The 18332-nt window shown below is 70.9% G+C and carries 15 protein-coding genes and 1 pseudogene; 6 read left to right on the top strand and 10 right to left on the bottom strand.

Annotation, left to right across the window (positions count from 1 at the left end; genetic code table 11):
• Positions 1-19: 19 nt before the first annotated feature.
• The 7 genes from ACNNMR_RS39060 to ACNNMR_RS39030 form a co-directional block, all read right to left on the bottom strand.
• Entirely contained in the window at positions 20-1174 is a 1155-nt protein-coding gene (locus ACNNMR_RS39060) for a Gfo/Idh/MocA family protein (RefSeq protein WP_419999464.1), read from the bottom strand.
• Positions 1174-2073, bottom strand: a complete 900-nt coding sequence (locus ACNNMR_RS39055) for a carbohydrate ABC transporter permease (RefSeq protein ID WP_419999463.1) — start codon at positions 2071-2073, stop codon at positions 1174-1176. The genes ACNNMR_RS39060 and ACNNMR_RS39055 overlap by 1 nt, the downstream gene beginning before the upstream one ends.
• The gene (locus tag ACNNMR_RS39050) at positions 2070-3002 is read right to left on the bottom strand and encodes a carbohydrate ABC transporter permease (RefSeq protein WP_419999462.1); all 933 of its coding nucleotides are present in this window, start codon (positions 3000-3002) and stop codon (positions 2070-2072) included. Before ACNNMR_RS39050 ends, ACNNMR_RS39055 begins: the two co-directional genes overlap by 4 nt.
• A gap of 103 nt (positions 3003-3105) precedes the next feature.
• Entirely contained in the window at positions 3106-4821 is a 1716-nt protein-coding gene (gene araD, locus ACNNMR_RS39045; protein ID WP_419999461.1) for an L-arabinonate dehydratase, read from the bottom strand.
• Positions 4818-5735, bottom strand: coding sequence for a dihydrodipicolinate synthase family protein (locus ACNNMR_RS39040; RefSeq protein ID WP_419999460.1), 918 nt, complete (start codon positions 5733-5735; stop codon positions 4818-4820). Before ACNNMR_RS39040 ends, araD begins: the two co-directional genes overlap by 4 nt.
• Positions 5732-6397 (bottom strand): GntR family transcriptional regulator, encoded by a 666-nt coding sequence (locus tag ACNNMR_RS39035; RefSeq protein WP_419999459.1) that lies wholly within the window; start codon positions 6395-6397, stop codon positions 5732-5734. Before ACNNMR_RS39035 ends, ACNNMR_RS39040 begins: the two co-directional genes overlap by 4 nt.
• Positions 6398-6615: 218 nt before the next feature.
• A complete protein-coding gene (locus ACNNMR_RS39030; RefSeq protein WP_419999458.1) occupies positions 6616-7449 on the bottom strand; it encodes a pectate lyase in 834 nt (277 codons plus the stop codon).
• Positions 7450-7601: 152 nt separating this feature from the next.
• Here ACNNMR_RS39030 and ACNNMR_RS39025 point away from each other — a divergent pair, with 152 nt between their 5' ends.
• The 3 genes and pseudogenes from ACNNMR_RS39025 to ACNNMR_RS39015 form a co-directional block, all read left to right on the top strand.
• Positions 7602-8621 (top strand): LacI family DNA-binding transcriptional regulator, encoded by a 1020-nt coding sequence (locus tag ACNNMR_RS39025; protein ID WP_419999457.1) that lies wholly within the window; start codon positions 7602-7604, stop codon positions 8619-8621.
• 151 nt (positions 8622-8772) lie between these two features.
• The gene (locus ACNNMR_RS39020) at positions 8773-9429 is read left to right on the top strand and encodes a glycoside hydrolase family 11 protein (protein WP_420000628.1); all 657 of its coding nucleotides are present in this window, start codon (positions 8773-8775) and stop codon (positions 9427-9429) included.
• A 49-nt stretch (positions 9430-9478) separates the two neighbouring features.
• A pseudogene (locus ACNNMR_RS39015) lies at positions 9479-9865 on the top strand (polysaccharide deacetylase family protein); the annotation flags it as partial.
• Between the two features lie 41 nt (positions 9866-9906).
• On the opposite strand, the gene ACNNMR_RS39010 reads toward ACNNMR_RS39015, so the two are convergent.
• The 3 genes from ACNNMR_RS39010 to ACNNMR_RS39000 all read right to left on the bottom strand — a co-directional run bounded on the left by ACNNMR_RS39010 (position 9907) and on the right by ACNNMR_RS39000 (position 14515).
• Positions 9907-10926 (bottom strand): hypothetical protein, encoded by a 1020-nt coding sequence (locus ACNNMR_RS39010; protein ID WP_419999456.1) that lies wholly within the window; start codon positions 10924-10926, stop codon positions 9907-9909.
• Positions 10926-11540 carry a SigE family RNA polymerase sigma factor gene (locus ACNNMR_RS39005; protein ID WP_420000627.1) on the bottom strand — a complete coding sequence of 205 codons (615 nt, stop codon included), beginning with the start codon at positions 11538-11540 and terminating at the stop codon, positions 10926-10928. The genes ACNNMR_RS39010 and ACNNMR_RS39005 overlap by 1 nt, the downstream gene beginning before the upstream one ends.
• A gap of 83 nt (positions 11541-11623) precedes the next feature.
• The gene (locus tag ACNNMR_RS39000; protein ID WP_419999455.1) at positions 11624-14515 is read right to left on the bottom strand and encodes a glycoside hydrolase family 3 C-terminal domain-containing protein; all 2892 of its coding nucleotides are present in this window, start codon (positions 14513-14515) and stop codon (positions 11624-11626) included.
• Positions 14516-14714: 199 nt separating this feature from the next.
• Between ACNNMR_RS39000 and ACNNMR_RS38995 the strand changes: the two genes are divergently transcribed.
• Genes ACNNMR_RS38995 through ACNNMR_RS38985 form a run of 3 tightly spaced genes read left to right on the top strand, consistent with a single transcriptional unit; the run spans position 14715 to position 18319 of the window.
• The gene (locus ACNNMR_RS38995) at positions 14715-16397 is read left to right on the top strand and encodes a Tat pathway signal sequence domain protein (RefSeq protein WP_419999454.1); all 1683 of its coding nucleotides are present in this window, start codon (positions 14715-14717) and stop codon (positions 16395-16397) included.
• 6 nt (positions 16398-16403) lie between these two features.
• Positions 16404-17345 carry an ABC transporter permease gene (locus tag ACNNMR_RS38990; RefSeq protein WP_419999453.1) on the top strand — a complete coding sequence of 314 codons (942 nt, stop codon included), beginning with the start codon at positions 16404-16406 and terminating at the stop codon, positions 17343-17345.
• A complete protein-coding gene (locus ACNNMR_RS38985) occupies positions 17342-18319 on the top strand; it encodes a carbohydrate ABC transporter permease (protein ID WP_419999452.1) in 978 nt (325 codons plus the stop codon). Before ACNNMR_RS38990 ends, ACNNMR_RS38985 begins: the two co-directional genes overlap by 4 nt.
• Positions 18320-18332: the final 13 nt, after the last annotated feature.

Genomic DNA, 18332 nt, shown 5'->3' with positions numbered 1-18332 from the left:
TTGAAGCCTGCGTGGAGGGTCATCGCGCGGCTGCCTCCTCGGTGCGCGCCCAGTCGGCGCCCAGTTCGGAATAGAGGGAGAGGGTTTCCGCGGCGGCGGCGACCAGGCCGTCGATGCCGCGGACGACGCGCCGCGGCGCCGCCTCGCCGGGCACGGTGCGCCAGGCGGTGCGGGGCAGCGGCCGGGGGTCGGGGGCGGTGCGGACCGCCTCCATGCAGCGCATGAACGCCGCGGTCGCGGCGGCAGGGACCAGCAGGTCGGTGCCGTGCGTCAGGTGCCGGGCGAGGTTCTCGAGCAGGTCGGTGCGCCCGTACGAAACATCCTCCGGCGGGGCGTCGGCGCGCTGCACCAGCACCCGGTCCTGCTTGTACCAGAAGGTGATCCGGCCGGTGGCGCCGTGCACCATCACGTACGGCTCGTCAGGGCGCTCGGCGCAGAGCGTCGCGGCCACCGTGACCATGCGGCCCGCCGCGGTGGTGCAGCGGATGCAGGAGGTGTCGTCGGCCTCGATGTCGTTGGCGCGGAAGAGCTCGGTCTCGATGCCGGTGAGGTCCGCGTAGCCGGTGCTGCCGTCCACGGCGAGGGCGGTGGCGAGGGCGTGCGCGAGGGGGTTGGTGAGCACGCCGTCGACCACGTCGGCGCCTGCCAGCCGCCGGTGCCCGGCCCAGGGGGCGCGCCGGTAGTACGCCTCGTCCCGCGCCCACGCCCCTGCCGCGCCCAGGCCGTGCACCTCGCCGATGGCGCCCGAGGCGATCAACGAGCGGATCGCGGGGAGCGCGTGCGAGCCGAGCGACTGGAAGCCGATCTGGAGCGCGGTGCCGGCCTCGGCGGCGGCCTGCTGGATGCGCTGGAAGTCGCCGTACGAGGGCGCGGGCGGCTTCTCCAGCAGCAGGTGCACGCCGCGGGCGGCGGCGCACTCCGCGAGCTCCCGATGCGTGGGGATCGGAGTGCAGACGACGGCGATACGGGCCCCGGTGCGCTCCAGCAGCCCGGCGAAGTCCGCGGACTGCTCGGGGGCACCGAATCCGTCGAGCTCCTCCGCGCTCAGCGGATTGAGCTCGCAGATCCCCGCGAGCCGCACCAGACCCGCGTCGGCCAGCCGCCGGATGTTGCGCAGATGCCAGCGTCCGTGCCCGCGGGCCCCGGCCAGCACCACCGGAATCGCGCCCGTCATCAGCCCTTCACCGCCCCGGAGCTGAAGCCGGTGATCAGCCACTTCTGGATGAAGCCGAAGACGATCACGACCGGCACGGCCGCGATGATGCCGCCCGCGGCGAGCGCGCCCAGATCGACGCTGTCCGCGCTCATCAGGGTGTTGAGGCCGACCGGGATGGTCTGCTTGTCCTGCTGGCTGAGGAACATCAGCGCGAAGAGGAAGTGGTTCCACGCGTGCACGAAGGCGAAGGAGCCGACCGCGATCAGCCCGGGCCGCAGCAGCGGCAGCACGATCATGCAGAAGGCGCGGAAGCGGGTGCAGCCGTCCACCCAGGCGGCCTCTTCCAGCGAGTACGGCACGTTACGTATGAAGCCGCTGATCAGGATCATCGACAGCGGCAGCTGGAAGACGGTCTCCGCGATCACCACGCTCGCCAGCGAGTTGATCATCTGGAGGTTCGCGAAGATCTGGAAGAGCGGCACCAGCAGCAGCGCACCCGGCACGAACTGCGAGCACAGCAGCGCCAGCATGAAGCCCTTCTTCGCCCGGAAGTTGAAGCGGGCGAGGGCATAGCCGCCGACCAGCGCGACCAGCGTGGTCATCAGCAGCGAGGCCACACCCGTGATGACGCTGTTCTGGAAGTACAGCCCGAAGCTGCGCTCGGTCCACACCTTCTCGAAGTGCTCGCCGGTCATCGGCCACGGGACCAGCGACGTCGAGCCGGAGGGGCGCAGAGCGAAGAGCAGGATCCAGTAGAAGGGGATGAGGGTGAAGAGGAGATAGATCGACAGCGGCAGATAGATCTGCCAGCGCGGCGCCTCGTCCCAGGCGCGGCGGCGAGGCCTCTTGCGCGACGTACGGGCCCGGTCGGCCGCGGCGCCGGGAGAGGGGGCGGCGGGAGCGTCTTGCGTGATCACTTGTCGTCACTCCCGAACTTGCTGAGCCGCAGATAGACGATGGAGAAGAAGAGCAGGATCACGAAGGCGACGGTGGTCAGCGCGGACGCGTAGCCGAAGTTGTGGCCGTCGACGCTGGTGTTGGCGACGTACAGCGGCAGCGTGGTCGTCGCCCCTGCCGGACCGCCGCCGGTGAGGGTGTAGAGCAGGTCGACGTTGTTGAACTCCCACACCGCGCGCAGCAGCGTGGACAGCACGATCGCGTTCTTCAGGTGCGGCAGCGTGATGTGGAAGAACTGCTTGATCCTGCTGGCCCCGTCGACCTCCGCGGCCTCGTACAGATCCTTAGACACGGACTGCAGGTCGGCGAGGATGAGGATCGCGAAGAACGGCACCCCGCGCCACAGGTCGGCGACGATCGCGGCCGGGAAGACGGTCGCGGTGTCGGAGAGCCAGGACGTGCCGTACGAGCCGATGCCCGCGTCGGCGAGATAGCGGGTGATGCCGGTCTGGGAGTTGTAGAGCAGCACCCAGATCACCGAGGTCAGCACGCCGGAGACGGCCCAGGGCGAGAAGACCAGGGCGCGGCCGAGGCTGCGGCCGACGAAGGTCTGGTTGACGATGAGCGCGAGGGCGAGGCCGAAGAGCAGTTGCAGCCCGACCTCGACGATCACCCACTTGGCGCTGAACTGCAGGGTGTCCCAGAACATCGGGTCGTTGGTGAAGGCCTGGGTGAAGTTCTCGAAGCCCGCGAAGCCGTTCCGCCACGGCTTGGTGGGGTTGTAGTGCTGCAGGCTGTAGTAGAAGACGCTGATGACGGGGTAGGCGATGAAGCCCAGCATCAGCAGCCCGGCCGGGGCGATGAGCAGGTACGGCAGCCGGCGCGGGTAGAGCGCGCGCCGGCGCCGGGGTGGCGGCTTAGGCTTCGCCACGGCTGCGGCGTGGGCCATGAGTTGGTTCTCCGTTCTGAGGGTTCACTGTCGTCCGGATCGAATCGCTTCGCGGACGTCGTTCGGTATGGCGGACAAGGCTCGGCCCGATGGCGGACAGAGCTCAGCCCGCGTACGGCTCCGGCACTTCTCCCGGCCGGGCCAGGAAGCCGAAGTCGCAGCCGACGTCGGCCTGGGTGATGTGTTCCGAGTACAGGGCCCCGTAGCCGCGCCCGTAGCGTTCCGGCGGCGGGGTCCACTCGCCGCGGCGGCGCTCCAGCTCGGCCTCGTCGACGTCGAGGGTGAGCGTGCGCGCCGGTACGTCGAGGGTGATCGGGTCGCCGGTACGGACCAGGGCGAGCGGCCCGCCGACATGCGACTCGGGCGCGATGTGCAGCACGCACGCCCCGTACGAGGTGCCGCTCATCCGGGCATCGGAGATCCGCACCATGTCGCGCACCCCGCGCTTGAGGAGGTGCTCCGGGATGGGCAGCATCCCGTACTCCGGCATGCCCGGGCCGCCCTTGGGGCCGGAGCCGCGCAGCACCAGGACGTGGTCCTCGGTGATGCCGAGGTCCGGGTCGTTGATGGTGCGCTGCAGGGTGCGGTAGTCGTCGAAGACGACCGCGGGTCCGGTGTGCTTGAGCAGCCGGGGCTCGGCGGCGATGTGCTTGATGACGGCGCCGTCGGGGCAGAGGTTGCCGCGCAGCACCGCCACGCCGCCTTCGCTCGCGACCGGGCGGGAGCGGGGGCGGATGACATCGTCGTTGTGGACGAGGGCGCCGTCGAGCTGCTCGCGCAGCGAGTCGTACGCGACGGTCGGGCGGTCCAGGTGCAGCAGGTCCGTGATCCGGGCGAGGAAGCCGGGCAGGCCGCCGGCGAAGTGGAAGTCCTCCATCAGGTACGGGCCGCCGGAGGGCCGCACGTTGGCGAGCAGCGGGACGGCGCGGGCGAGGCGGTCGAAGTCGTCCAGGGTGAGGGCGACGTCGGCCCGGCCGGCCATGGCGATGAGGTGGATGACGGCGTTGGTGGAGCCGCCGAGGCCGAGGACGGTGGTGACGGCGTCCTCGAAGGCCTCCTGGGTGAGGATGGCCGAGAGGCGGCGGTCCTCCCGTATCAGCTCGACTATGCGCAGCCCCGCCGCCGCCGACATCCGCTCGTGCCCGGAGTCGACGGCCGGGATGGACGAGGCGCCGGGCATGGTCACGCCGAGCGCCTCGGCGGCGGCGGTGAGGGTGGCGGCGGTGCCCATGGTCATGCAGGTGCCGGGTGAGCGGGCGAGGCCGTTCTCGAGCTCGCCGAGCTCGCAGTCGCCGAGCAGGCCCGCGCGGTGGTCGTCCCAGTACTTCCACATGTCGGTGCCGGAGCCGAGGACTTCGCCGCGCCAGTGGCCGGGGAGCATCGGCCCGGCGGGCACGAAGACGGTGGGCAGGTCGGCGGAGGCGGCGCCCATGAGCAGCGCGGGGGTGGTCTTGTCGCAGCCGCCGAGGAGGACGGCGCCGTCGACCGGGTAGGAGCGGAGCAGCTCTTCCGTCTCCATGGAGAGGAGGTTGCGGTAGAGCATCGGGGTCGGCTTCTGGAAGGTCTCCGAGAGGGTGGCGACCGGGAATTCGAGCGGGAAGCCGCCCGCCTGCCAGACGCCGCGCTTGACGGCCTGGGCGCGGTCGCGGAGGTGGGAGTGGCAGGGGTTGATGTCGGACCAGGTGTTGAGGATGGCGACCACCGGCTTGCCCAGGTGCTCCTCGGGGAGGTAGCCCAGCTGCCGGGTGCGGGCGCGGTGGCTGAAGGAGCGGACGCCGCCCGCGTCGTACCACTGTCTGCTGCGCAGGTCGCCGCTCATGTCGGCCACCCGGCCACGAGGAGGGCGACCTCGTCGCGCTCCGCGGCCGACAGCGCGCTGCTGGGCGGGCGGACGTCGGCGCGGCAGAGGCCGAGGGAGGCGAGGGCCTCCTTGACGACGGTGACGTTGTGCGCGGAGCCGTCGGCGGCGCGCAGCTCCTCGAAGCGGCGGATCTGCTCCCACACCTTCATCGCCGCCGCGTAGTCGGCGATTCGAAGCGCTTCGATCATGGCCAGCGAAAGACCCGGGGCGACGTTCACCAGACCCGAGGTGAAGCCGGTGGCGCCCGCGGAGAAGTAGGAGGGGGCGTACGGCTCGGCCAGCCCGGCCACCCACACGAAGCGGTCGAGGCCCGCGTCCCGGGCGAAGACTGCGAAGCGGGTGGCGTCGGGGACGGCGTACTTCACGCCGACGACGTTCGGGCACTCCTGCCCGAGCTCGGCGAGCCGCGCACCCGGCAGCTGGGCGTTGCGGATGTATGGGACGACGCCGAGCTCGGGGACGGCCTCGGCGATGGCGCGGTGGTAGCCGACCCAGCCGGACTCGGAGACGTACGGGTGCACGGGCTGGTGCACCATGACCAGTTGCGCGCCCGCGTCCCGGGCGTGCCGGGCCGCGGCGACCGCGTTGGGAACGTCGAGGCCGACGCCCGCCACCACGGCCGGCCGCTCGCCGGCCTCGGCGGCCGCCACCTCCGCGGTCAGCTCGACGACGGTCTGCCGCTCGGCTTCGGAAAGCGCGTAGTACTCGCCGGTGTTGCCGCCGGGCGTCAGGGTGCGTACGCCCGCGGCGAGCAGCCGCCGCAGCAGCGCGCGGTAGGCGCGGGCGTCGACGGTCCCGGCCGCGGTGAACGGGGTGACGGGGATGGCCACCACCTGCGCGAGCGCCGCCCGCTGGGTCATGAAGTCAGTCATCTCCGCCCCTCCTCGCCACGCCCGGCGGCCGCCGGAAAGGCGCGTCGTACGAACTCGGCGATATGCGCGTGCAGCGCGCCCGCCGCGCCGTCGGCGTCGCCGGCCAGCGCCAGCCGCAGGATCTCCTGGTGCTCGGCGGCCTCCTTCTCCCACGACGGCTGCGCGGCCCAGGCGACGGCGGAGACCAGGGCGGCCTGGTCGCGGACCTCGTCGAGCATCCGGGCGAGCAGCGGGTTGCCGCAGGGGAGGTACAGGGCGCGGTGGAACTCCCGGTTGGCGAGGCTGCGTTCGGCCGCGTCGTCGGCGCCGGCCGCCGTGCGCAGCGCGCCCGCCGCCTGGTCGAAGGCGTCGCCGCGGGCGATGCTGCGGCGCAGCGCCTCGGGCTCCAGCAGCAGCCGCACGTCGTAGACCTCGTGGGCCATCTGCGCGTCGACCATCCGCACCGTCGCGCCCTTGTACTGGCTCATCACCACAAGACCGGTCCCGGCCAGGGTCTTCAGCGCCTCCCGCACCGGGGTCTTCGACACCCCGAACTGCGCGGCGAGTTCGGTCTCCACCAGGGCCTGGCCCGGGATCAGCCGGCCGGTGAGGATCGCGCGCTTGACCGCCTCCAGCACGACTTGCGTGCGGGACGGGATGGGGCTCGGTGCTGCGAAGGTCATGACATCTCGACTCTCGGCATATGGCGTCTCATATATGAGATACGAAGCAAGGTGAGGTGAAATTAGAACCACTCGCGGCACGCGTCAATGGGTTGGACAGAAATCGCTTACTTCCAGTCCTGGAGCGGGAGTTGAGGGTTTCGTACGCGGGCATGACCCGGCCCCCGCCGCGCCGGATGCGCGACGGGGGACGGGGTGGGGGGTAGCCCGCGGGGGACTCAGTCGTACGTGATGTCCGACTCCTGGTAGAGGCAGGTCTTGCCGTCGGGGCCGCTGCCGATCTCGCTCGGCTCGTCACCCGAGTCGTTGCCCTCGTAGCGGACGCACGGTTCGATCTTCTTGTCCGAGTCGCCGTGGATACGGACCTTGGTGAGCTTCGCCGTGTCGCCGTAGTTGGCGTTGACGCCCACGAGGGACTTGCCGGGGGCGGTGATGTCCACGTCGTTGATGACGATGTGCCGCTCGTGCTGCGTGGAGCAGTTGCCGCAGGAGCGGACCAGCTTGCCGAAGTCCTCGACCTGGAAGCCCGAGACGTTCAGCGTGCCGGCGCCGTTGAACTGCAGCACCTTGTCGTCGGCCTTGCGGGCGCCGCCGCCGATCACGTTGTACTCCGAGTCCGCGGACTCGCCCTTGAAGGACGCCGCGTCCTCGCCGACGTCCTCCCACCACACGTTCTCGATCGTGCAGCTGCCGGAGCAGTGGACGCCGTCGGCTGCCGGGCTGCCCAGGACGACGTTCTTCAGCACGGCACCGTCGGCCAGCTTGAAGATCGGGTCCTGGCCCTCGTCCTGGCCGTCGCCACCGAGGTCGCCCTCGCCGAAGAAGCGCTTCAGCTCGCCGTCGTACGTGCCGTCGACCTCGATGGTCTTGGACACGCCCTGCTCACCGGAGGGGTCCGGCCAGGCAGGGGCCTCGGCGCTGGCGGTCCCCATCAGCGAGGTAACGCCTATCCCGGCGGCCGTGAGCGCGAGCGCCCCGGCCCCGGCGATGGCCGCCGTCCGCTTGCCGATGCGGCGGCGGCGATGGCCGCGCTGTTCCTGTCGTGTACTCATGTCACTTCCTAAGTGGGGGGTGACGGGTTACGCCAGGTTGTTGCCGCTGGTGGAGGTGAGGTTGCCGGGGCGGCAGAAATTTTCCGGCGACCCTGCACGCGGCGAAACTTTTCCGGTTCCAGCGCGACTTGGTCGTCGCCTATGCTCCTGACATGCGCGATGACGAGGGATTGGGCCGCATCACCCTGGCGAAGGTGGCCCAGCAGGCGGGCGTCTCCATATCGACAGTTTCGAAGGTGCTCAACGGGCGGCAGGACGTGGCCGCGCCCACCCGCGTCAAGGTGGAGCGCGTGCTGGACGAGAACGCGTACCGCCGCATGCCCCGGGTCGCCGGTGAGGCACCCCTGATCGAGATCGTGTTTCACGAGTTGGAGAGCGTCTGGGCGCTGGAGCTCATCCGCGGCGTGGAGAAGGTGGCCAAGGCGGAGGGCGCCAGCGTGGTCCTCACCGAGAGCGGCACCCGCCAGGCCCCGGGCCCCGAGTGGGTCGAGGGCGTGCTGCAGCGCAGGCCGCGCGGCGTGGTCCTGGTCTTCTCGACGCTGCCCGCCGATGTGAAGCGGCGGCTGCGGTCGCGTTCCATCCCGTTCGTCGTCATCGACCCGGCCGGCGACCCCGACCCGGACGTGCCCTCGGTGGGCTCGGCGAACTGGAGCGGCGGCCTGGCCGCCACCCGGCATCTGGTCGAGCTCGGCCACCGGCGCATCGGCATCATCACCGGCCCCTCGGACATGCTCTGCTCGCTGGCCCGACTCGACGGCTATCGCTCGGCGCTCAGCATGGCCGGACTGCCGTCCGACCCCGAACTCGTGCGGTACGGCGACTTCCACGTCGAAGGCGGCCGCGAGCGGGCGGCCGAACTGCTCGACCTGGCCGAGCCGCCGACCGCGATCTTCGCGGGCAGCGACCTGCAGGCCCTCGGCGTACTGGAGGCGGCCCGGCTGCGTGACCTGCGCGTCCCGCACGACCTGTCCGTGGTCGGCTACGACGACGTGCCCCTCGCCAAGTGGTCGAGCCCCGCGCTGACGACGGTCCACCAGCCGCTGATGAAGATGGCCGAGGCGGCAGCGCAGATGCTCCTGCGGCTGCGCTCGGAGGAGCCGGTGACGACCCGGCTCGAACTGGCGACGAGTCTGGTGGTCCGCCAGAGCACGGTGGCGCCTGAGCCGTCCTGAGGCGCCTCAGTAGCTGAAAAAGTTTCGAGACATTCCTCGAAACTCTCATTGACATCACCTGCCGCTCGCAGGAACCTACCGGCGTCGACACGCACGCACGTCAATGCAGCACTCCCAGGCCCCACCAGGAGGAAGCATGAACACGAGCGACATGAGCCGCCGCAGCTTAATCGGCGCCGCGGGCGCCGCGGTGATCGGCGCCACCACGCTGGCGCTGCCGGGCACGGCGCACGCGGACACGACCATCACGACCAACCAGACCGGCACCAACAACGGCTACTACTACTCGTTCTGGACCGACGCCCAGGGCACGGTCTCCATGACCCTGTCCGCCGGCGGCCGGTACAGCACGTCGTGGCGTAATACCGGGAATTTCGTGGCCGGCAAGGGCTGGGCCAACGGCTCCCGCAGGACGGTGTCCTACTCGGGCTCGTTCAACCCGTCCGGCAACGCCTACCTCACCCTCTACGGCTGGACGTCGAACCCGCTGGTCGAGTACTACATCGTCGACAACTGGGGCACCTACCGGCCCACCGGCGCGTACAAGGGCACCGTCAGCAGCGACGGCGGCACGTACGACATCTACCGGACCACCCGCTACAACGCCCCGTCCGTCGAGGGCACCCGCACCTTCGACCAGTACTGGAGCGTCCGCCAGTCGAAGCGCACGGGCGGCAGCATCACCACCGGCAACCACTTCGACGCATGGGGCCGGGCCGGGATGCAGCTGGGCAGCTTCAGGTACTACATGATCATGGCGACCGAGGGCTACCAGAGCAGCGGCAACTCCAGCATCACGGTGAGCTGATGAGCACCCGGACCTCGATACTGGCCGTCCTCGCGACGGCCGGCGCCTGCACCCGCACCTGCCCCAGCTCAGCCAGGCGCAGATCGACTCCGAGATCTCCCGCACCCAGCAGGCCATCGCCAATGCGGGCGGCGGCACACCCCGGTTGTTCCGCCCGCCGTACGGCGAGACCAACGCGACCGTGAAGTCGGCGGCGGCCAAGTACGGTCTCACCGAGATCATCTGGGACGTCGACTCGAAGGACTGGAACGGCGCCACCACCGATGCCATCGTGCAGGCCGCGGCCCGGCTCACCAAAGGCCAGACCATCCTCATGCACGACTGGGCCGCGAACACCCGCGCCGCGATCCCGCGGATCGCGCAGGGCCTGGCGGCCCGCGGCCTGTGCGCCGGCATGATCTCCCCGCAGACCGGCCGCGCGGTGGCCCCGTCCTGACGGCGCCCGGGCACGGGCTCGACGGCGCCCGTGCCCGGGCGTCAGTCCTCGTCGCGGGGGTAGAAGTCGCCCGTGACGGACAACTCGTCGTCACCGGGGGCCACCCCGGTGGCGGCGTAGTCGTCCTTGCCCGCGTCGCGCGGGCCTTCGGCGTGGTCGTACTGACCCGCGAAGACGTGGTCGCCGGGCGGAATGCTGCGGCCGTCCTTCAGGGTCCAGCGGTAGACCAGGTAGCCGCCCTGCTCCTTGACCTCGATGGTGAAGTCGTCCCCCGGGCGGGTCTGCCAGGAGCCGGTGGACGCGAGGCCTTCGGTGCGGGCGACGCGCAGCTCGACGGTGACCTTCGAGAGGGTGCGGCGGGTCTTGAGGGTGATGTCGCTCTGCGACCAGTAGTCGCTGCTGTGCGGGTTGATCGAGCCATCGGTCCACAGCGGGCCGTCGGCGTACGCCTTGCCGGAACGCTTCGTCTCCGACGGCGAGTTCGACGGCTTCCCCGCGGAGCGGCTGGGGTCGGCGGAGGTGGCGGGCGGGGCCGGCGGCACCGAGCGCCGGTCGGTCTCGGCCGGTGTCGGTACGGACGACGGGGACGGCGACTCGGGCGCGGAGGTCGCGGCCGAGGGGTGCTGCGGCCCGTCGTCCTGGCGCAGCGCGGCCGTCGCCGAAACCCCGGCGGCGGCCAGCACCCCGGCCACCGCGACCGCGGCACCGACCGGCCGCAGCCAGGTACGGGCCCGGTGCCGCGCGGTGGGCGTGATGTCGACGGAGCCGGGGTCCGCCATGCCGCGCTCGACGCGGGCGCGGATGCGGACGGTGTCGGGCTGGTACTCGGCGGCGGCGGCGCGGAGCTGCTGGCGCAGGTCGTCGGGGTGGTGCTGGTCCGCGTCGCGCCCCGCCGGGTTGTGCTCGTCCCGGCGCGGATCGTCGTGGCGGAGCTCGTCCCGGAGGGACTCGTCCCGGCGGAGCTCGTCCCCGCGGAGCTCGTCCCCGCGGAGCTCGTCCCGGCGCGGATCATCCCCGCGAGGCTCGCCCCCGTGGTGCTCGTTCCGGTGGTGCTCGGGCATCAGCGTCCGCCCTCCGCGGCCGCGGACCGGGATCCGGTGCCGGCCCGCGGGCCGGGGATGCGCCCGTGCGCGCCGCCCTCTCCTGCCGCTGCCCGCAGCATCCGCTCCCCCGCCTCCTCCGGCCCGAGCAGGCGCTGCAGCTCGGCCATTCCCTTCGACGTCTGGCTTTTCACCGTACCCACTGAGACGCCGAGTGCGAGCGCCGTCTCCCGTTCCGAAAGATCCATCGCATGCCGCAGCACCACACACACCCGCTTGCGGAACGGCAGCTGCTTCAGCGCGCGCCGCACATCCACCATCGCCGCCACGTCCGGATCCGCGGTCTCCTCGGACCGCCCCGACCAGTACAGCGCGATCCGCCGCCGCTCGCGCACCGCACTGCGGATCCGGCTGCGCGCCATGTTCGCGACGACCCCGCGTGCGTACGCCGCCGGGAACTCGGCCGCGCGCACCCGGTCCCAGCGGTCCCAGACGGCGAGCAGCGCGTCCGCCGCGATGTCGTCCGCGGCCTCGTGCTCGCCCGTAAGCAAGTGCGCAAACCGGGCCAACTCGGCGTGATGACTCTCGAAGAAGGTGTGGAACTCGGCCGCAGCCTGATCGGCGGATATGCCCACGGCTGCGCCTCCTTCCCTGGTCAGGGCGCCGTCGCCCGTCCTCTTCTTCGCCTGCGGGGCGGTGAGCATAGCAACCACACCTGTCAGCCGTCGTCGGGCCGGTCCCGGAAGGAGAGCTCCGCGATACGCACCGGCCCGGCGATGCGCATCCGCAGATCGTGCACCCCGTTCACGGCGAGCGCGGCGGCGGTGCGCACGTAGTCGTACGGGCCGCCGGTCGCCGCGACCGGGACCGTCACCTCCGCGCCGCCGGCCCGCAGCGACACCGCGCCGGGGCCGGTCGCGGCGGCGGTGATCTCCAGCCCGCGCACGCCGTCGCCGCCGAAGTCGCAGTCGCGGAAGAGCACGTCGCCCGCCCGGTCTCCGGCGGGCGCGACCGCGTCACCGGCCGCCCGGCTCCGGTCGACCAGCACGGTGCCGCGCTGCTCGTCGTAGTCCGCGGCCCGCAGCGACCGCCCGCGCACCGGCCGCGGCCGCGGCTCGGGACCGCCGACGTCGAGCGGGACGCGCAGCCGGACATCCGCGCTGGATGCGCCCGCCTGGATCTCGTACGGACCGGGGTCGACGGTCCACCGCCCATGCCCGACGTCGTAGTGCCCCAGCTCCGCGAGCGGCCTCCGGAAACGGAACTCGGCCCGCTCCCCCGCCCCGATCCGGCGCCGCTCGAAGGCGAGCAGCGCGCGGTGCGGGCGAGGCACCCGCGGGTCGATGGCGGCGCCGTAGATCTGCACCACTTCGTCCACGTCCCGGTCGCCGGTGTTGGTGACGGCGACCGTCACCTCGATGGCCTCGGCGATGCGCCGGACGGTCAGGTCCTCGTAGCGGAAGGCGGCGTAGCTCAGCCCATGCCCAAAGGGATAAAGCGGGCTGCCGTCGAAATAGAGGTACGTCTGCCGCGAGCCGATGATGTCGTAGTCGAGCAGGTCGGGGAGATCGGCATCGTCCGCGTACCACGTCTGCGGCAGCCGCCCGCCCGGCGATACGTCCCCGGCCAGCACCCGCGCGAGGCCTGTCCCGGCCGCCTGGCCGCCGTGCGCGGACCACAGCAGCGCGGGCAGGGCGGCGTGCGCGCCGGGTACGGCGTACGGATACGACGAGGTCAGGGCCAGGATCGTGCGGGGGTTGACGGCGTGCGCGGCCCGCCAGAGCGCGTCCTGCTGCGGTGGCAGGGCGAGGGTGGTGCGGTCCTCGGTCTCGCGGCCCGCGATGTGCGGGTCGTTGCCCGCGATCACGACGACCGCGTCGGCGCCGGCGGCGGCCCGGGCGACGGCGTCGGTGCCGCGCTCGGCGTACTCGAGGTGGAAGACCCCGGCTTCATCCTCCGCGGCAACCTTCAGCCCGTCGGCGGCAACCGAGACGTAGCGACCCGTCCCGAGATGCCGCAGGAGGTGACCGGCCCCGTGCCGTACCAGCCGGAAGGTCTCCTGAACCACCCAGCCGCCGGGCTGGTCGGCGGAGGCGCGTACATACCCGTCCTCGGCGACCGACAGATAGTGCCCGTCCGGCGCGCGCAGGGTGACCGTTCCCCGGTCCCAGTCGACGAGCGCGAGTTCGGTGGCGTCGTCACGCGCGGCATCGCAGGTCAGCGGAGGCAGATCGGTGCGTCCCGGCAGCAGCGCGGGGTCCAGAGCGGCCGCGTCCGCCGCGTCCCCGTCCGCAGCGCCCTCCGCCGCCGGACCCACACCCGCCCGGGCGTCGGCGGCGCCGAAGGGCACCTTCACCCACCCGTCCTCGCACCGCAGCCGCACCCGGTCGCACCCCTCGGCGTACGTCACCGCGTCCGTGCCGAAGCGCTCGCGCAGCGCGGCCAGCGGCGTGGCGCGGCGGAGCAGCGCGCCGCTGTACCAGTCGAGCTTGCACTCGTCGGCGAGCAGCCCGACGACAGCGATCCGGGCGCCGGGAGCGAGCGGCAGCAGCCCGTCGTTCTTGAGCAGCACCACCGCCTGCTCAGCCGCCTCCGCCGCCAGCTCGCGATGGCGAGGCGAGTCGAATTCAGCCTCCTCCGCATACGGATCCGGCCCGAACTCCCCCAGTGCAAACCGCATCGTCAGCAGCCGCCGCACCGCCCGATCGACGTCCTCATCCCCGATCAGACCCTTGTCATACGCCGCCCGCAGCCGCCCGACGGTCACCGCCGAGTCCTGCCCATGGTCCGTAAAACTGTCCACTCCGGCCTTCAGCGACGCGGCCAGCGCCTCCTCATGCGTGCCGAAGTAGTGCTCGGAGTCCACCAGATTCGACGGCGCCCCCGCATCCGAGCACACCGCCAGCTCCCGATGCGGCGCCCACGCCCGCAGCTCGCTCGACAGATACGGCGACACATGGTTCGGCCGCCCGTTGACCAGGTTGTACGCGGGCATGACGCCCACCGCCGCACCGCTCTCGATCGTGCCGCGGAAGGCCGGCAGGTCGTACTCGTGCAGCACCCGCGCCCGTACCGACGACGAGCTGGTGTCCCGCTCGGTCTCGTTGTTGTGCGCCAGCCAGTGCTTCAGGATCGGCGCGGTACGCAGCTGCACCGGGTGATCACCGCGCAGCCCGCGGGTATACGCCGTCGCGATCGCCGACGTCAGCCACGGGTCCTCGCTATAGCCCTCCTCCCCGCGGCCCCACAGCGGATGGCGGAGCAGATTCACCGTCGGCGACCAGACATTCAGCCCCACCCGCTCATCCCGTACGCGCATCGCCCGCACCTCGCGCCCGACCGCCTCGCCGATGCGCCGCACCAGCCCCGCGTTCCAGGTGGCGCCGAGCCCGACCGCCTGCGGGAACACCGTCGCCGGGCCCATCCACGCCACGCCGTGCAGCGCCTCCTGTCCCGTACGGAACGCGCCGAGCCCCAGCCGCTCCACCGCCGGAGCGAACTGGTGCAGCATCGCGATCCGCTCGTCGACGGTGAGCCTGCCGAGCAGGTCCGCCACCCGTTCGGGGAGCGGCAGTTGCGGGTCGCGGTACGGCGGCTCGGGCGCGGTCACGGGGCTCCTCGGTGCGGAAGTGCGGTGGCGTTCGATGCGATCGTTGAAGCGCTTCGATGGTCATTTCGACGCCCCGACTTGTCAACCCCCGCAACTAGTCAGCCTCTTGTCGGATCCGGAAACCTTCACTTAATGTCCCTGCATTGTCGAAGCGTTTCAACAACGCTGGGTTTCCACCTCACAGACAAGGTCTGAGCCGATGACTCCGCCTCCGCACTCCCCGAGCTCCCCGACCTCCCCGAGCCGCAGAAGCTTCCTGGCCTCCACCGTCGTGGCCGCGGCCGCGGTGTCCGGCGGCCTGCCCCTGCTCACCGCCTGCGGCAGCTCCGACAGCGGCTCAAAAGAGGGCACCACCTCGGGGAAGGCGGCGGAGAAGATCCTCCCCGCGTACGCCGGGAAGCACATGCTGACCCCGGACCTGCCGTCCAAGAACGGCTCGTCCGCCGCCTTTACGCAGAAGATCGAGCTGGGCGAGCTGAAGCAGGCGGTGCCGGAGAAGCTCGGCAAGGGCAGCAAGTTCACGGTCATGGCGCCCTTCTGGGGCACCCCGCCCAAGGGCGACTGCGCGTACTACACGGCCATGAACGAGGCCATCGGCATCAAGGCCACCTGGCGCAATCAGGACGGCAACACGTACGACGAGAAGCTCGGCGCGGTGCTCGCCTCCAGCGACATACCCGACGTGGTGGTCGTGCCCGGCTGGAACCTGAACGGGAAGATCCCGGGCGCCGTCATCTCGAAGTTCGAGGACCTGGGCCCGTACCTCTCCGGCGACAAGGTGAAGAAGTACCCGAACCTGGCCGCGATCCCCAGCGACGCCTGGCAGCGCTCCATCTTCGGCGGCGCGCTGCGCGGCCTGCCGATGCCCAGCTCGTACGTGACGAACATCGTGCCCTTCTACCGCAAGGACATCTTCGACAAGCGGGGCTACGAGCTGCCGAAATCGGCCGCTCAGTGGCTCGACCTGCTCAAGGAGATCAACGACCCCAAGGGTAAGTCGTGGGCCACCGGCGACCTGAAGTGGGCGGCGCTGCGGATGTTCGGCGTGTTCTCCGGCGACGAGAAGGCGCTCGGCTGGATGGAGGTGGACGGCAAGCTCACCTACCGCATCGAGACCGACGCCTATCTGGAGGCCCTGGAGTGGACCCGCAAGGTCTACGCCGCGGACCTGGTCCACCCGGATTCCAAGGCCGTCAAGGGCGACGAACGCATCCGCTTCGCCGCCGGCGACCACCTCTTCTTCTGCGCGGACATCACGGCCTGGTACCAGATGACCGCCGAGCAGGCGAACGCCAAGGGCGACTTCGAGGTCGGCGGCATGGACTACTTCAACCACGACGGCGGCGACCCGACGCTGTGGGCCACCCAGCCCGCGAACCTCTGGGCGTTCATCCGCAAGGGCACCTCGAAGGCGGTGATCCGCGACGTCCTCGCCACCGCCAACTTCACCGCCGCGCCGTTCGGCAGCAAGGAGCGGATGCTCACCAAGTACGGCGTCGAGGGCACCCACTACGAGGTCAAGGACGGCGTCCCGGTCAAGAACGACAAGGGCAACACCGAAGTGCTGGGCGCCTTCGACTACACCGGCGCCCCGCAGTCCTACCTCGCCCAGCCCGACCTCCCCGACGTCACCCGCGAGCAGGCCAAGTGGCAGCAGCGCATGGGCGCCTTCACCAAGAAGTCGACGTTCTACGGCCTGACGATCGCCGAGCCCAACCGCTACACCAACCTCTCCAACGACTTCGAGCAGCTCGAGGACGACATCGTCCGCGGCCGCAAGAAGATCAGCGACATGCAGCAGGCCGTCTCCGACTGGAAGCGCAAGGGCGGCGACAAGCTCCGCGACTGGTACACCGAGCTGCACGAGAAGCAGGGCAGCTGACGAGAAGTGGCCAAGGAACTCAAGGTCCCGCTGCGCATCCGGCTGCGCCGCGACCGCACCCTCATCCTGATGACGCTGCCGGCGCTGCTGCTGGTGCTGCTCTTCGCGTACGTCCCGCTGCTCGGCAATGTCGTCGCGTTCCAGGAGTACGACCCGTTCGTCAGCAGCAATGGCTTCACCGCGATCCTGCACAGCCCGTGGGTCGCGGTGGAGCAGTTCGAGCGGGTGCTCACCGACCCCGCCTTCTGGCGGGCGGTCGAGAACACGATGGTGCTGTTCATCCTCCAGCTGGTGCTCTTCTTCCCCATCCCGATCGCGCTCGCGCTGCTCATCAACAGCGTCCTGCGCCCCCGGGTCCGCGCCATCGCCCAGGCGATCCTCTACCTGCCGCACTTCTTCTCGTGGGTGCTGGTGGTGATGGTCTTCCAGCAGATCTTCGGCGGCGCGGGTGTGATCGCGGGCTTCCTGCGCGACCACGGCCAGAAGGGCTTCGACCTGATGACGGACCCGGGCCTCTTCAAGGTCCTGGTCACCGCGCAGACGGTATGGAAGGACGCGGGCTGGGGGATCATCGTCTTCCTCGCCGCGCTGGCGGCCGTCAACCCCGACCTGTACGAGGCGTCGGCGATGGACGGCGCGAACCGCTGGCGCCGGATGTGGCACGTCACCCTCCCTGCCCTCCGTCCCGTCATCGCGCTGCTGCTGGTGCTACGGGTCGGGGACGCGCTCACCGTCGGCTTCGAGCAGTTCCTGCTGCAGCGCGACAACGTCGGCCTCGACGCCGCCGAGGTGCTGGACACCTTCGTGTGGTGGAACGGCATCCGCGGCCAGGACTTCAGCTACGCGGCCGCCGCCGGAATCATCAAGGGCGTCGTGGGCCTGGCCCTCGTGCTCGCCGCCAACAAGGCCGCTCATCTGCTGGGCGAGCAGGGGGTGTACAAGAAGTGACCGCGACCGATGCCCCGCCCGTACGCCGGACCCCCGGGCGGCGCCCCGTACCCCGCACGACCGGGCAGCGCCGCAGCCCCTGGGCCGCACCGAACCGTCCGGTCTGGGAGGAGCCGCCTTCGCGGGCGGGCCTGGCGGCGAAGGGCGTGGTGCTGGGCGGCGCCTGCCTCGCCGTCCTCGGCCCGCTCTGGATCATCGTCGTCACCAGCCTCGCCACCCGCGACGCCATCAACGACGCCGGCGGCCTGGTGCTGTGGCCCCGCGACATCACCTTCGTCGCGTACGCCGAACTGCTCAGCGGCGGCCAGGTGCAGCGGGCCGCGCTGATCAGCGTCGGGGTGACGGTGGCCGGGACGCTGTTCTCGATGGTGGTGTCGGTGCTCTGCGCGTACGGGCTGTCCCGGCCCGGGTCCGTGGGGCACCGCTGGATGCTGATGCTGCTGCTGGCGACGATGTTCTTCGGGGCCGGGCTGATCCCGACGTATCTGCTGGTGCAGTCGCTGGGCCTGACCGACTCCTATCTGGCGCTGATCCTTCCGACCTCCGTGAATGTCTTCAATCTCCTGGTCCTGCGCGCCTTCTTCATGAACATCTCGCCGGAGCTGATCGACAGCGCCCGCATCGACGGCGCCGGGGACTGGCGGATCCTCTGGCAGATCGTGCTGCCGCTGTCCCGCGCGGTCCTCGCGGTGATCGCCCTCTTCTACGCGGTCGCGTACTGGAGCGCCTGGTTCAACGCCTCCATCTACCTCAGCGACCAGGACATGATGCCGCTGCAGAACGTCATGATCCAGCTGGTCCAGAAGCAGGAGCCGCCGACCGGCCTCGGCCAGTCCATCAAGACCGGCCAGCTGTCGCCGCTGGCCGTGCAGATGGCGGTCATGGTGCTGGCGCTGCTGCCGGTCGCCGTCCTGTCGCCCTTCGTCCAGCGGCACTTCAAGAAGGGAATGCTCACCGGTGCGATCAAGGGCTGAAGCCCAAGACGGA

It is taken from the genome of Streptomyces boninensis, assembly GCF_048572725.1.
Classification (GTDB): domain Bacteria; phylum Actinomycetota; class Actinomycetes; order Streptomycetales; family Streptomycetaceae; genus Streptomyces; species Streptomyces boninensis.
The sequence above is the reverse complement of the archived record's forward strand: the minus strand, read 5'-3'. Positions and strand labels throughout refer to the sequence as shown.

Excerpts from the sequence above, each read along its gene's own strand:
- ACNNMR_RS39060 (WP_419999464.1), bottom strand. The coding sequence starts at position 1,174 with ATGACGGGCGCGATTCCGGTGGTGCTGGCCGGGGCCCGCGGGCACGGA.
- ACNNMR_RS39050 (WP_419999462.1), bottom strand. The coding sequence starts at position 3,002 with ATGGCCCACGCCGCAGCCGTGGCGAAGCCTAAGCCGCCACCCCGGCGC.
- araD (WP_419999461.1), bottom strand. The coding sequence starts at position 4,821 with ATGAGCGGCGACCTGCGCAGCAGACAGTGGTACGACGCGGGCGGCGTC.
- ACNNMR_RS39040 (WP_419999460.1), bottom strand. The coding sequence starts at position 5,735 with ATGACTGACTTCATGACCCAGCGGGCGGCGCTCGCGCAGGTGGTGGCC.
- ACNNMR_RS39035 (WP_419999459.1), bottom strand. The coding sequence starts at position 6,397 with ATGACCTTCGCAGCACCGAGCCCCATCCCGTCCCGCACGCAAGTCGTG.
- ACNNMR_RS39030 (WP_419999458.1), bottom strand. The coding sequence starts at position 7,449 with ATGAGTACACGACAGGAACAGCGCGGCCATCGCCGCCGCCGCATCGGC.
- ACNNMR_RS39025 (WP_419999457.1), top strand. The coding sequence starts at position 7,602 with ATGCGCGATGACGAGGGATTGGGCCGCATCACCCTGGCGAAGGTGGCC.
- ACNNMR_RS39020 (WP_420000628.1), top strand. The coding sequence starts at position 8,773 with ATGAGCCGCCGCAGCTTAATCGGCGCCGCGGGCGCCGCGGTGATCGGC.
- ACNNMR_RS39010 (WP_419999456.1), bottom strand. The coding sequence starts at position 10,926 with ATGCCCGAGCACCACCGGAACGAGCACCACGGGGGCGAGCCTCGCGGG.
- ACNNMR_RS38995 (WP_419999454.1), top strand. The coding sequence starts at position 14,715 with ATGACTCCGCCTCCGCACTCCCCGAGCTCCCCGACCTCCCCGAGCCGC.